Source organism: Paenibacillus sacheonensis, from assembly GCF_009909195.1.
In the GTDB taxonomy this organism is placed as follows: domain Bacteria; phylum Bacillota; class Bacilli; order Paenibacillales; family Paenibacillaceae; genus Paenibacillus_Z; species Paenibacillus_Z sacheonensis.
In genome coordinates this window covers 25,877-40,850 of the sequence record NZ_JAAAMU010000023.1, presented here as the reverse complement: position 1 = coordinate 40,850, position 14,974 = coordinate 25,877, and the positions used below count along the sequence as shown (strand labels likewise).

The window sequence follows — 14,974 nt, the reverse complement described above, 5'->3', positions numbered from 1 at the left end:
CTCGATGGACTGTCACGCTATCCAAACGAAAAAGGAGTAGTGAACATTCATGCGCAGAACGGGAATCATGCACAAGCCGCTATTTATTATGATCATGAGCTTCCTGCTGGCCTTGGGCAGTCTGCCTCTGGCTAATCATCAAGTCTCGGCCGCGACGACGTTCAGCGGCGTCACGATGAATACGACGACGCCGGCGATGTACGACAAGTTCGAAATCGCGTTTAACTTAAGCTCCACGTACACGAACCCCTTCAATCCGGACGAGGTCAGCGTCAATGCGACGTTCACGACGCCATCGGGCGCCGTCGAGACCGTTCCGGGCTTCTACAAGTCCGACTCTTCGCCCAAATGGGCGGTGCGTTATTCCCCTAGGCAATCGGGCGTTCACAGCGTCGTCTTGAGCGTTACGGACGCGAGCGGAACGGGGACGTCTTCGGCGTATACGTTTACGGCGGGCGGACCCGGGAACAACCGCGGCTTCATGACGGCGCAGGGCGACCGGTTCGCGGACAGCTTCGGCTCCCAGCTGACGCTGCTCGGCACCAACTTCGCCTGGAACAATACGTCCGACCCTGTCGCGGTCACCACGGAAATCCCGAATTTGAAGCCGGCCAAGATGAACTTTCTGCGCGTCTGGTACTCCTGCTGGTGGAGCAGCTTCGCGGCGGAGTGGGGCCCCATTACCGCCAACGAAGCAGGACTGACGATCCCTTATCAAGGCATCGGCAAATACCAGCTGGATAATCAGGCCCGCATGGATCAGATGCTGGACACCGCGGCGGCCAACGGCGTGTACATCATGCTGACGATGAACAGCTTCGGCGACATGTACTACCAATGGAACGTAAACGCTTACAATCAAGCGAACGGCGGCCCGTCCACGTACTCCGAGAACAATGCCGATTTCTGGACGAATGGGACGGCGATTGCCTACCAGAAGAAGCTGCTTCGGTATATGTTCGCGCGCTTCGGTTACAGCCGCGGCCTCGGCATGCTGGAATACTGGAACGAATCCGATAATCGCGTCGACACGACGCCGGCCATCCGAGCCAGCTGGCATGCGACGATGGATAACTACTGGAAGAGCCTCGACTTCTACCATCACCCGACGACGACGAGCTTCGCGTGGAAGGACCATGCCGGCTCCGGGCAGCAGTCGTGGGAGACGCTGACGACGCTCAGCGCGACGAACGTGCACCGGTACGACTCCAGCGCGGGCGTCGTGGACGCGTGGGAGCAGCAGATCGACAACCTCCATGCGCTGGCGCCGAATAAGCCGGCTTTTATCGGCGAGGTCGGCAAGGCGGATACGGATCAGACGACGGATCCGACCATCGACGAATATATGCATAACTCGCTGTGGGGTCCGATCTTCCGGGCCGGAGCGGCGGGCGGCAGCCTGTGGTGGATTTTCGAAACCGGCTTCGCGCTGCCGGCGAATTTCAAGACGATCTACACGCAGCTCGCCAATTTCGTGCAGCCGGAGGAGGATCACCTCATCAGCATGCCGTTCGTGGACTACGGCCTGCAGTCGAACAGCACGAAAGTCGGCGGCTTCAAGGACAATTCCCGCGCGTACCTGTGGATCAACGATACGCAGGCCAACCATACGGTGACGAGTCCGAGAACCGTCAGCGGCATGAGCTTCACGCTTCCGATGCCGAACAATTTCTATAACGTCTCCTACTACAACACGTATACGGGCACGTACGGCGCGACGACAAGCATTCAGGCGACGGGCGGCAATCTCGTCTTGAACAACGTGCCGGCTTTCAGCCGCGACATCGCGGTCAAAATCGAATGCGAAGGCTGCAACGCGCCGGATACGACGGCGCCGACGGCACCGACCAACCTGACGTCGCCTTCGAAGACGGATACGACGGTCAATCTGTCGTGGTCGCCGGCGACGGACAATGTCCGCGTCACGGATTACGACGTCTATCGCGGCTCCACGAAGATCGGCTCGACCGGCGGCGCGACGACGTATACCGCAACCGGACTGACGGCCAGCACGGCGTACGGCTTCACGGTCAAAGCGAAGGACAATGCGGGGAACGTCTCCGCGGCCAGCAGCACGCTGAACGTAACGACCAACGCGCCGGATACGACGGCGCCGACAGCGCCCTCGGGACTGACCTCGCCTTCCAAGCTGGATATCTCGGTCAACCTGTCCTGGACGGCATCGACGGACAACGTAGGCGTGACGGCATACGATATTTACCGCAACGGCACGCTTGCCGGCACCGTCAGTGGCACCTCGACGACGTACACGGATACGGGGCTCACGGCGCTGACGACCTATTCCTATTATGTAAAAGCAAGGGATGCGCGCAGCAATACGTCGGCGGCCAGCGGCACGATCAGCGTGACGACGCTTGCGCCGATCCCGGTCAACAAGCTGCAGAACCCCGGCTTCGATACGAGCAACAGCAGCGGCAAACCGGATGCTTGGGCTTGCGAGAACGATTATTTCTGCTACCGCGACACGGCGGTGAAACGCAGCGGCACGGCTTCGATGAAGATGTCGGGCGACAGCGGCCCGTGGCTCGGCTTCTATCAGGATGCGGCGGCGACGGCGGGAACGGCTTACACGTTCGACGGCTACTTCAATTCGTCGGCCAACAACGGCGCGACGATCGAATTCCGTCTGCGCTTCCTGGATGCTTCCAATAACGTGCTGCAGGACAATCTGCTCTCGACGCAGACCGGCAACAATACCGGTTTCGCCAATGTCAACGGTACCCGTACGGCACCTGCAAACACGGCGAAGGCACGCGTCTATATCTACTTGAAGGATCTGCGCGGCTCGTTGTATTTCGACGACTTCTCGCTGACGACGGACGGCAGCGGCGGCACGACGGATACGACGGCTCCTTCGGCGCCGACGGGCTTGGCTTCGCCGGCGAAGACATCGACGACGGTTGATTTGTCCTGGACGGCTTCGACGGACAACGTTGGCGTGACGGGCTACGACATCTACCGGGGCACGACGCTTGCCGGCTCCACGACTGGCGCGACGACGTTCCAAGCGACGGGACTGACGGCCGGCACGGCGTACAGCTTCACGGTCAAAGCGAAGGATGCGGCGGGCAACGTCTCGTCGGCCAGCTCCGCGCTGAACGTGACAACGAACGCCGCGGCGGACACGACGGCACCGTCGGCACCGACGGGCTTGGCTTCGCCGGCGAAGACATCGACGACGGTTGACTTGTCCTGGACGGCTTCGACGGACAACGTTGGCGTGACGGGCTACGACATCTACCGGGGCACGACGCTTGCCGGCTCCACGACGGGCGCGACGACGTACCAAGCAACGGGCCTGACGGCGAATACGGCGTACAGCTTCACGGTCAAAGCGAAGGATGCGGCGGGCAACGTCTCGTCGGCCAGCTCCGCGCTGAACGTGACGACGAACGCCGCGGCGGACACGACGGCACCGTCGGCACCGACGGGCTTGGCTTCGCCGGCGAAGACATCGACGACGGTTGACTTATCGTGGACGGCCTCGACGGACAATGTTGGCGTGACGGGCTACGACATCTACCGGGGCACGACGCTTGCCGGCTCAACGACAGGCGCGACGACATTTCAAGCGACTGGGCTGACGGCCAGCACGGCATACAGCTTCACGGTCAAAGCAAAGGATGCGGCGGGCAACGTCTCGGCAGCCAGCAGCGCGCTGAACGTGACGACGAACGCGGCTTCGGGCGGCAGCAATCTGCTGACCAACGCAGGCTTCGAGACGGATAACGGCAGCAACCGTCCGGCCTCCTGGACCTACGAGCAGGATTATTACGTATCCCGCAACACGACGACCTACCGCTCGGGCTCCGCTTCGATCCGCATCAATGGCGATACCGGGCCTTGGTTCGGCTGGTACCAGGACGTCAACGCGACGGCAGGCACGTCGTATACGTTCGACGGCTACGTGAACATCACGGCCAATACCGGCAGCACGCTGCAGTTCAAAGTGCAGTTCTACGACGCTTCCGGCAGCCAGCTCGCCGATAACACGATTACGACGTACAACGGCACGACGACCTCCGGTTTCGTCAACGTGCATGGCACGTACACGGCGCCGGCCAATACGGCCAAGGTTCGGATTTATACGTACTTCAAAGACATGCGCGGCACGTTCTTCTTCGACGACTATTCGTTGACGAGCGGCAGCTAGGCGAGTCGGCATACCGGAGAGGCGGTCCCCCGAGGGGCCGCTTTTCTTGTTGGTCGAATCAGCGCGGACGTCTACGATCGGCGTGCAGGGCAATAGAAGTGGGCAATAGAAGAGAGCAATAGAAGAGAGCAATAGAAGAGAGCAATAGAAGAGAGCAATAGAAGAGAGCAATAGAAGAGAGCTATTTCAGTAGATGTCCAAGATAAAGGCCCCTCAATCCCACATGGAACGTGGAATTGAAGGGCCTTGTTGGTGTTCGTTTATGCGCGCCGGCTTATTTCTTGCCGTTTGCTTTGAGCCACTCGTCAAGCTGCTTTTGGTTCTCTGCCGTTTGTTTCTCGATGCCGGCTTTTTTCAGCGCCGCTTGGTATTTCGGCAGTACTTTGGCGGGATCGACGGAGCCGGTGTTCAGCGCCTTGCCGTACTGCTCGGAGACGGCGAAGATGTTGACGGATTCCGTCTTGTACGGCTCGATGTTGAAGTTGAAGCCCGTGACTTCTGGGCGTTTGGCCGTTTCGTTCAATTGTTTCGTGCGCTCCCATGTATCCGGCGCTTGACCTTCCTTGAGGTAGCCGATCAAGACGTTGCCGAATACCCAGCCTTGGTCGCCTTTGTAACCGCCGTCTTGGTTGATCTTGATCGTGTTGTCGCCGATCATCGTGTAGTGTTTGTCCTTGATGCCGAACGTAATGAGGTTGAAGAGTTCCGGATCGGTAGCCGTCAACTGCAGGAATTCCAGTGCTTTCTCCGGGTTCTTAGACGTGCGGCTGATGGAGTTCATCGTAGCGCGGACGCCCGTGAATTCCGGCTCGGAGACGCGGACGTAGACGACGTCGTTGTTGCCGAAGCGTTTCTTGTCGTCGGCTTCGCCGCCCGGTTTCATGGTCGTGTTCCATTCCACGGCGACTTTGCCCGTGTTCAGAAGCGCGACCATTTGGTCGTCTTTCATCGTTGCGGCATCTTTGTAGATGTAGCCGGATGTATACCATCTGCGCACCATGTCCAGGAACGTTTTGTATTCCGGTTTGTCGATCGTATCGACGATTTTGTATTCAGGATCGCCGATCTTATAGCCTTGCGATGCATAGCCGTATTGACGGCCAAAGTCGAACATATTGGAGGTGTTCGCGATCGGAATGATGTCCGGCTCGTTCTCGTGGATCGTTTTTAGAACGGGCTCGATGTCCATTTGCGTTTTGATGCTGTTGACGTCGATGTTGTATTTATCGATGAAACGTTTTTGGATCGCGAAGCCTTCGGCTTTCGCCGCGATTTGCATGTTCGGCATGCCGTAGATTTTACCGTCGACGCGGGTGTCGTCCCAAGCGACTTGCGGAATAGCGTCTTTCAGAGCAGGCGTATTGGCGATCAGGTCGTCGAGAGGCAGGAGTGCGCCTTTGGCCACTTTGTTGTCGTAGTCGCCGCCGCCCCAGTTGGACGTCCACAGGAGATCGAAGCTTTCGTTGGCGGCCAGCATCGTGTTGATTTTATCTTTATAGCCGGCTTCCATAACGGGCTTCAGCTTGATCGTGGCATTGATCTTCGGTTTGATGTAAGCGTTGATCGCATCTTCGACCGCCTGCTGATCGGCAGGCATTTCGTATACGATATAGTAGTACGTCAATTCCGCAGGCGGTTCTTCTGCCTTGGCGGGCTCGTTCGCGGGTTCGTTGGCGTCGTTCGTCGCGGCTGCGTTCGCGTCTTTATTCGCGTTGTTGGCCGGTGCCGGCGTATTCTCGCCGTTTGCGGTATTGCCGCCGTTGTTGTTATTGCCGCAAGCGCTTACCAAAAGCATAATCATCAGGCTGGCCAGCACGAGCGGGGCCATAGAACGTTTCCAAACTTTCATGGATAGACCTCCTTGGTAATGGTTCAATGAAATTATTTATCTATTTCAACGCTAATGCCGGCTGAGATACTAGTTCAACGTAACCCCCCTTTATTCCTATGGGCCGGCATTAGATATGAAAACAAGAGACGTTCGCGGCTCTAGCCTTTCAGCGAGCCGACGGTCAAGCCTTTGACGAAATACTTCTGGAAGAACGGGAAGATGCAGACCATCGGGCCCCCGGCCAGGATCGCCATCGCCATACGGGCGGATAGAGAAGGGAACTTGCTGACGTCGATGCCGAATTGGCTCGAGAAGTCGCTGCCGCTCGTCAGGAATTCCAGCTTCTGCAGCATGCGGACAAGCAGGAGTTGGATCGGAATGAGCTTCTCGTTATCGATGTACAGCAGGGCCGGAAACCAGGCGTTCCAGAAGCCGAAGGAGAGGAACAGCCCGAGCGTCGCGAGCGCTGGCGTCGACAGCGGCAGGACGATCGTGAAGAAGATGCGGATTTCCCGAGCGCCGTCCATTTTGGCGGACTCGATGATTTCGAACGGCACTTTGCTCATAAAGCCCTTCATGACCAGGATGTAGAACGGCGATACGAGAAACGGCAGAATCATGCTCCAGATCGTGTTGTCCAAATGCAGGTATTGTTTGATAAGAATGTAAGAGGGTACGAGTCCCCCGTTGAACAGCATCGTGAAAAAGATGAAGAAGGAGGTCGGCCCCCGGTAGCGGAAATCGCGGCGCGACGTGACGTAGCCGAGCATGGCCGTGACGAGCAGCGACAGCAGCGTGCCGATGACCGTCGTCATAATCGTAATGCCGTAGGCGCGGAGCAGGATGGTCGGCGCCTCGAATATATACTGGTAGGCTTTGAGCGAATATTCGCTCGGGAAGAATTGGTAGCCGTGTTCGACGATCGACGATTCCTTGGTAAAGGATATGGCGATAACGAGAATGAACGGAAGGATCATGGCGAGCGTAATGCAAGTAAACATAATATGGGACAGCAGGTTGACGAGGGAAAAAGGTTCCTTATGCGTACCGGTTTCCCTGACGGATCGAGATTTGGCCGACAGCGCTTGCGGCGTGGTGTTCATGATGGCGGTGCTCCTTTCTAGAAAAGCGAGTTCTCGTCGTTGATTTTGCGGACCACGAAATTGGCTGCGATGACGAGCACGAGTCCGACGGCGGACTGGTACAAGCCGATGGCGGTCGACATGCCGATATCGCCGTTGACCCGGAGCGCCCGGTACACGTAGGTGTCGATGATGTCGGTCGTCGGAATCGTCATTCCGGAGTCGTTCGGGATGAAATAATGCAAGCCGAAATCGCCGACGAAAATATGGCCGATGCTCAAAATGAGCAAAACCGTGATCAAGTTCGAGAGCAGCGGCAGCGTGATCTTCGTCGCCATCTGCCAGCGGGACGCGCCATCGATCTTAGCGGCTTCGTAATACTCCTGGTTGATGCCCATGATGCCCGCGAAGTAGACGAGCGTGGAGAAGCCGATGTTCTTCCATAGATAAGCGGAAATCAGAATGTACGGCCAAGGGGCGGTTTCCAGATACCACATATGCGTCTGGAAGCCGAGGGCTTCCAGCACTTTGTTCAAGTAGCCGTTCTGGGTGTCGAGCAGCGCTAGCGCGAGGTAGCCGACGACGACCCAGGACAGGCAGTACGGAATGAACAGCGCCGTCTGGTGGATTCGCAGCCAGCGTTTTCTCATCTCGTTCATTAGAATGGCGAACAGAAGGGCGATTACCGTCGTGAGGATCATGTACGTCAGACCGTACGCGACCGTGTTGCGGGTGATGAGAGCAGCCGTATCCGAGACGAAGAAAAATTCGAAATTGTGGAAGCCGACCCATGGGCTGTCCCAGAATCCCAAGTCGTACCGGAAATCCTTGAAGGCAAGGACGACTCCGAACATCGGCAGGTAAGCGAATACGAGGATGAGCAGCGCGCCCGGCAGCAGCAGCAGGAGCAGCTCCGAGTTTTTCTTCAGGTAGTACCATTCCGATCGTGGTTTGCGTTGTTTGATCATGCCTTTACCTCCGGGGAAATACTGGACGGTGTCCGTGAACCCATCATGGCACCCTTACGGCTGTGGCGACAACTGTGCAAACGTCAAATTCGTCTGCGAATAACTATGATTTTTGCGATTGACTGTTGAGAATGCGAAGAATAGGTGATTCAATGGTCCCGTATTGGGGTAGATGCAGGATTTTCTCCGGCGCGTCCCTAGAAATGGGGTTGTGCGCGGCACGTTCTTGTTTGATTGATGCAGGAAGCAGTGCGAGTTGGACGGGGATTGAAGAGAGAAGAACGAGGGGATAACGCGCGAATGACAGTGGAGGCGTATGGCATGTTGTGGCGTGTTGTCTAGCAGCACGCGAGTGAGAACATTGCCCCGATGAACGAGAGCATTACTTTCGTAAGTGCGCGTTGAAAATTGTTTTCTATACAATAATTTTGGGATTTAGTGGGTATTAGAGGCGATTTCTTGCATGAAATACAACACTAGGCTCTTAAAGAGTTGCTGAGAGTCGATTGTAGCAAGAAAAAATTGCACAACATACATAAATCCCAGAGTTGGCCTAGGAAATTAGGCTGTTATTATGCAAAATGTGCAACTATCGGTGCATTTGGCGCGGCCGGCGTATCCGAAACTTCGACAAAATCGGCCAAGCCGGCGGCAGCCCGCCGATGCCAGCCCTGCGATCGCCCGTTCAAAAGGCAAGCACTGCCGGAGGTTGCTTGCCGGCTGCCGCCTTCCCCTGCCCGGGGGCTGAGCCAAGGACAAACGCAAAAGGCCTTCCGGATCCAGTCGCCGGAAGGCCCTTGCATTCAAGAAAAACCATGAAACAGGTACACCAGAATATAACGCAATCCTATCCTCCTCAGCCGATGTTGCTCTTGAGGCGGTATTCCTTCGGCGTGACGCCGTATTTCTTCTTGAAGAGTTTGAAGAACGTGCTTTCGTTAACGTAGCCGACGAGCTCCATGATCTCCTTGATGCTGAAGCTCTTCGTCTCCAAGTATTCGCGCGCCCGGGTCAAACGGACCTCGTTCAAATATTCGCTGACGGACACGAGCTCGCTTTGCTTGAACATGCGTCCGACGTAAGCGGACGTCATCTTGAGCGTGGCGGAGATGCCTTGCAGGCTGAGATTCATGTCCGCATACTGCGTCTCGATGATATCCTTGATCGCGTCGATCAGCGCGGAGTTCGTGTCCTGATCAGCCCCGCGGCGCTTCTCGTGAATGTCGAGCAAGGTGGATTGGAGCAAGGCTGAGATATCGGAAAGCGTTTCTTGATCCAAAACCTGTCTGCTAAGCGCGCTGAGGTCGATGGGGAGCGCAGAGATCCGGTTCTGATTGATCTCGCGAATCGTCGTCTTAATGACGTCGACCACATGCAGCACGCCATGAATGATCCGGTCATAATGACATTCATGCAGCGGAGCAAGCAGCAGCTTCACGCAGGCTTCCATGGCGTTGAGATCGTTGGTCTTGATGGCTTCGGTCAGCTTTTTCTCTGCTTCCGACGAGCCGTTGTTCTCGGTATGCGCCACATTCGCTCGCACGAGATCCGGCGTGATGATGGACCGTCTGCCGAACAAGATCTTATACATGGCATAATGCAGCGCATCCGTATACTGCTCGGTAATGGCTTCATGGGAGCGTTCGATTTCGCTGAACGAGAGCGACAGCGAAATCTTGTAATACTGCTGCACGATATCCTGCAGCTGCTGCAGCAGGTTAGGAAGCTCCAAGAGCTCCGAGCCGAGCGCGCCGCCGCTGAGCAGCAGGACGAGATGGTCGCTTCGCGCGTCGATCATCTCGCAGGAGATCTTTAGCGGCGCTAATATTTCCCCGGCAATATTTGCGGTGGCAAACGCGTACAGCTGGCGCTCGGACTCGCTCGTGCGCGAGAGGACCGCTGCGTAATCGTCGATCTTGACGACGACGACCAGGAACGGTCCGGCCGGATCCAGCTTCATCTCGTATTTCGCGATGCAGGTCTCCAGTTGATGGCGGCTGAAGGAAGAGCTGCCGGTAAGTATGCTTCGCAGGTAGGAATGGCGAACGATTTCCTTCTGCTTCTCTTTCTCGTCGGTCACGACGACCAGCTTCTCTGCCATCCGGCCATAGACGTTGCCGACATACGCGAATTCGTCGCGGATCGGTTCGCGCGCATCCTCGTTGGAGACGCCGCCATGCCGGGTAACGCGGGAGAGCAGCGCTTCGATCGGGCGGTACAGCTTGTGCGCGAGCGCGAACGAGACGGCCACGGCAAGCAGCAGGAAACTGATGATGACGATCGTGAACGTTTCTCGCATTTGAGAGATGCCGCCAAGCACGGCGTTATAAGGCTGCACGCTGATAACCTTCCATCCGGATACGCCCATTTGCAGATAGCTGACGATCGTCTTGCCTTGGTGATCGAATTTGTGCGAGAAGAAACCGAAGCTCTCGTCGTGGCTGGATTGATCGTTCTTCAGCGCATAGCTGAGATCGTTCAGTTCGGGCAGGTTTTTCTCGTCCCCGGAGAGAATGAAGCGGCCATCGTTGTCCATTAGAAAGATGCTGGATTCATTCGGGGCGGAGAAGCCGTTTACGACCGCAAGGTTGTCGAATACCCATTCGGGCTTGACGTTCAGCACGATCGCGCTTTCGCGGTCGTTCATGCTCGTGAACGATTCATAGATAATGACGGAGAAGAAATCGACCGCATTCGCACGGCCGCTGAAGTTCATCGGAATGAGCTGCAGCTGCGGAAGCTTATCCGGCTTCTTGATCATGTCGACGAGCCGGCCGGTCATATAGCTTTGCTCCATGCGGTCCGCGAGCGGCCCCAGCGCGTAGCTCTTGTCGCTGTGCCCGTTATACACGAGAATGGAATGCAGGAACGATTGGGAATCCATCGCTTTGTTCAATAGATTGACGGAGTAGATGAGATCGATGTCTTCCTGCTCCGTGGTGGACATCAGCGGAAAATAGAATCGCTCGTCGTTATAAAGCGACAACGCAATATTGTTGATGATCTCCTGCATGAAGGTCAAGTTGTGGTTGATTTGGTTCATGACTTTGCGGTTCGCTTCCTGCTGCATCTGCAGAACGCGGTGTTCCGCGCTGTAATGAATAACGGCCGAGGAGAGCGACAGGAGCATGACGAGCAGGATCGATATGGAAAGCAGCATGCGTAGCAAGTAGCGCTTGGATTTGTAGAAATGCAGCATTCTCATTCTATCTGTGTCCCCCTCGAACGAATAAATCGGATTACACTAAGCATTACATACGCGGGCTTGCTTTTCCACTATGATATTTGCGAATCCCTGCGCAGCGATTGATGAAATTCACAGCCCTTGCAGCAGTGCTGGTCAAATCGCGCAGTTGGCTCCGAGGCGGGACTTTGGCATGCTTTTATAGACAAAGAAGGGAGCAGACGGACATGGAAAGCACTAATTCTCTATTGGAATATTATGTAAGTCCTATACAAGGGGATACGATCGCGAACGGCTCGCAGCTGCGGCCATGGAAAAGCATCGCGCAGGCGCGGGACGCCGTCAGGGAACAGCGATCCTCGGGATATAACGGTCCTGTTAACGTGTGGATCGGAGAAGGCCGCTACATGTTAAACGAGCCGCTTACGTTCACGGCCGAAGATTCCGGTGCGGGGAACGAGGGACGCACGGCTTATCGCGCGCTCCCGGGCAGCGCGCCGGTCATCTGCGGCGGACGAAGGCTGACGGATTGGGAACCTGCGGGCGACGGCGTCTATCGCAGCTTTATCGGCGCGGAAGCGCTCCGTTCCTTTGGCTATACGCTGTTCGAGAACGGGGAGAGAGCCTTCGAGGCGCGAAGCCCGAAGCAGGGGTATTTCGCGGTAGAGGGCAAAGGCGAAGGCGGCAGCGGCGGCGGACGCGGATTCCGGTTCAAGCGCGGCGACGTGCCGACGATTGCGAATGCTGCGAACAAGGGGTTGAAGGTGTTCATTTGGCCAGGCGAGGGCGAGTGGAACTGGTTCTCGGAGACGAAGCCGGTCGCTGCCGTCGATTGGGATAAGGATACGGTATCCTTTTATGATCCGGCGCCTTGGGGCATCGATAAAGGCTCGCGCTATAGGCTGCAAGGGGCGAGGGAGCTGCTGACGGAGGGCGGGGAATTTTACCGGGACGAGCGGGAGGGTTACCTCTATTACATGCCGCGTTCGCTGCCCATCGAGAAGCAGGATATCGTGCTGCCTCTGATGAAGCGGGTCATCGATATCGCTGGCGGCGATGGCCAACGGGAACGGGCAGGTTCGGAGGAAGAAGCAGGGTTGGCAGGCTTGATAGATGATACAGGAGCGGCAAACGGTATCGTCCGACATTTGGAATTCCGCGGGCTCACGGTGGAGATGTCGGATTTCCTTCCTTCGTATCGGATGCCGGAATCCAATCGGGAGCGCATGGAAGCAAGAGAAGGGCTCATCCGACTGGAGAACGCGGAGCAGGTTACGATCGCGGATTGCGTTTTGCGTCATTCGGGTCTGAGCGGCATCGTCCTGAACGGTCGCTGCAAGGATATCCGAATCGTGAATAACGCCATCGAGCATCTTGGCTTCAACGGCATCTATGCGATCGGCTTTGCGCCGGGCGAGGGCGAATTCGAGAGCGTGGCGGAATCCGACGTTAACCGCGGGCATGCGATGGCCGGCAATACGGTGCGTGCCGGAGGCGAGTTGATCGGCCATGGTTCGGGTATCCAACTGTATCAGAGCGGAAACTGCACGATCGACGGCAACGTCATCAGCGGCATGCCGCGGTACGGCATCTCGCTCAAAGGGCTTCGGTACAAAGCGATGGAGCAGGCTTATTACGGGACGGATGTTACATGGGAGAATCATTGGGATTTGCTCCATGCGCGAAATAATCGGATTGTCCGCAACGACATTTCGGATGTGATGAAGGACAGCCAGGACGGCGGGATGTTCGAGGCGTGGGGGGCCGGGCTTGGGAACCGGATCGTCGGCAATCGGTTTCACGACAGCGGTATTTATTTCTCCGTCGGGTACGGCATTTATTTGGATGACGCCGCGGACGGCTTCCTCGTATCCCGCAACGTGGTCCATGATTTATATGGCTCCGGTAAAGGCTCGCTTTGGTTCGTGATTTTCGCGAAAGGGGTCGATAATGTCATCGAGAACAATCTGCTCGTCCGCAACGGCGCAAAAGCGGCGATCGGGACGCAGGAAATGGCCGGCGAACCGAATCGGGATTTGACCGTGCGGCGCAATGTCGTCATCGATTCCTGCGAGCAGCTGTATCATTTCATTAACTGGGGGGACGAGCGGCTGAAGGAGGCGGACTTCAACCTGTTCTATCGCGCGGACGGCGGGGCTCCGACGGTAAGCGGCTTCCGCGGCGGGGATACGTACGGGAAAGTTCCGATTGCTTGGGAGGAGTGGCGCGCCTTTCTCGGCGGGCGCTTTGATGAACATACCTTGTCGACGGCGCCGTTGTTGGAGGAAGCCGAGCGCGGGCAATTCCGGTTCAGCCCGGATTCGCCGGTGTGGTCGCTGGGCTGGCAGGCGTTGGAGACGGAGGACTGACCGCCGCTGTTGCAAAATGAACGTGGCAGCAGGAGCAGTCGCTTGGGCAGCATTTCAGCATGAAATGCGTTTGGGCGTCTGAAAAGCTAAGAATAGAAAAGGCATACGGGTGAATGAACCCGTACGCCCTTTTTCTATAGGAAATGATCTTATAGGAGAAAGCAGACAAACAGGCAGCTGCAAGCCGATGAAGGCCTCGGATTATTTGGCGAGCGCGGACAACTCGGCGAAATCTTCGTCGCTGAGCGAAATGCCTGCAGCCGCGATATTTTCCTCGACATGCGCGACGCTCGAGGTGCCCGGAATCGGCAGCATGACCTTGGAGCGTTTCAGCAGCCAGGCGAGTGCGATTTGGGACGGCTTGGCCTCGTATTTCTTCGCGATCGCATCGAGCGGGCCGCCTTCTTTGGCCAATGCGCCGGTTGCGAGCGGGAACCACGGGATGAACGCGATATCATGCGCTTCCGCGTAGTTCAGCACGTCCTCGGACTTGCGGTCGGAGAGGTTGTACAAATTTTGGACGGAAGCGATCTTGGCGATCTCGCTTGCGGCAATCAGCTCCGCCACGCTTACTTGGCTTAGTCCGATGTGGCGGATCTTGCCTTCCTGCTGGAGCAGGGCAAGCTCGCCGAGCTGCTCCGCGAGCGGAACTTTCGGATCGATGCGGTGCAATTGGAACAGGTCGATACGCTCCAGTCCGAGATGGCGAAGGTTCAGCTCTGCCTGCTGGCGCAAATATTCCGGACGGCCCAGAGGCCGCCAGTCGTTCGGGCCGGAACGGCTCAGGCCTGCTTTGGTCGCGATGACGAGATCTTCGTTGTACGGATGAAGGGCTTTGCGGAGCAGCAAATCCGCGGTAAACGGACCATAGGAATCGGCCGTGTCGATGAAATTCACGCCGAGCTCGGCTGTCCGCTGCAGAACGCGGATGGCTTCGTCCGGATCCTTCGGATCGCCCCATACGCCAGGTCCCGTCAGCTGCATCGTACCGTAGCCCAGGCGGTTGACTGTAAGCTCGCCGCCGATTGCGTACGTGCCGGAAGCGGCAGCGTTATGTTGCTGAATTGTCATTGAAATTCCCTCCGATTCGATTGAATGAAACCTATTCGATTGCCTGTGAAGCCGGGTTGTCGCCCTGTGCCAAGATTGTAGTCCAGCAGACAGGCAAAAGCAAATCGTTAGGCGTACTGATGAGAGAAGTTTACTAGAAATAGCCTGTTTGGAGCTGCCCTCCGTCAGGCAATGGCCGGTCATACGGCTCGTACCGATAACGACCGAATTTCGGCAAACGAAGCAAAGAATAACCCGGCGCTCAAGGCGCCGGGTTATTCCTCATGAACAAGCTGCGTATACGCGCGAGTCTAGT

At 56.9% G+C, this 14,974-nt stretch carries 7 protein-coding genes; 2 read left to right on the top strand and 5 right to left on the bottom strand.

Annotation, left to right across the window (positions count from 1 at the left end):
• Positions 1-49: 49 nt before the first annotated feature.
• Positions 50-4,174, top strand: a complete 4,125-nt coding sequence (locus tag GT003_RS32735) for a fibronectin type III domain-containing protein (protein WP_239565970.1) — start codon at positions 50-52, stop codon at positions 4,172-4,174.
• A gap of 274 nt (positions 4,175-4,448) precedes the next feature.
• On the opposite strand, the gene GT003_RS27930 is transcribed toward GT003_RS32735, so the two are convergent.
• From GT003_RS27930 to GT003_RS27915, 4 genes are all read right to left on the bottom strand, one after another.
• Positions 4,449-6,023 carry an ABC transporter substrate-binding protein gene (locus GT003_RS27930; RefSeq protein WP_161704224.1) on the bottom strand — a complete coding sequence of 525 codons (1,575 nt, stop codon included), beginning with the start codon at positions 6,021-6,023 and terminating at the stop codon, positions 4,449-4,451.
• Between the two features lie 140 nt (positions 6,024-6,163).
• On the bottom strand, positions 6,164-7,108 hold the full coding sequence (locus tag GT003_RS27925) for a carbohydrate ABC transporter permease (RefSeq protein ID WP_161704222.1): 945 nt from the start codon (positions 7,106-7,108) through the stop codon (positions 6,164-6,166).
• Between the two features lie 17 nt (positions 7,109-7,125).
• Positions 7,126-8,055, bottom strand: a complete 930-nt coding sequence (locus GT003_RS27920; protein WP_161704220.1) for an ABC transporter permease — start codon at positions 8,053-8,055, stop codon at positions 7,126-7,128.
• 856 nt (positions 8,056-8,911) lie between these two features.
• Positions 8,912-11,260, bottom strand: coding sequence for an AraC family transcriptional regulator (locus tag GT003_RS27915; protein WP_161704218.1), 2,349 nt, complete (start codon positions 11,258-11,260; stop codon positions 8,912-8,914).
• A 206-nt stretch (positions 11,261-11,466) separates the two neighbouring features.
• Between GT003_RS27915 and GT003_RS27910 the strand changes: the two genes are divergently transcribed.
• A complete protein-coding gene (locus tag GT003_RS27910) occupies positions 11,467-13,608 on the top strand; it encodes a right-handed parallel beta-helix repeat-containing protein (RefSeq protein ID WP_161704216.1) in 2,142 nt (713 codons plus the stop codon).
• A 201-nt stretch (positions 13,609-13,809) separates the two neighbouring features.
• Here GT003_RS27910 and GT003_RS27905 read toward each other — a convergent pair whose 3' ends face one another.
• Entirely contained in the window at positions 13,810-14,679 is an 870-nt protein-coding gene (locus tag GT003_RS27905; RefSeq protein ID WP_161704214.1) for an aldo/keto reductase, read from the bottom strand.
• Positions 14,680-14,974 lie beyond the last annotated feature (295 nt).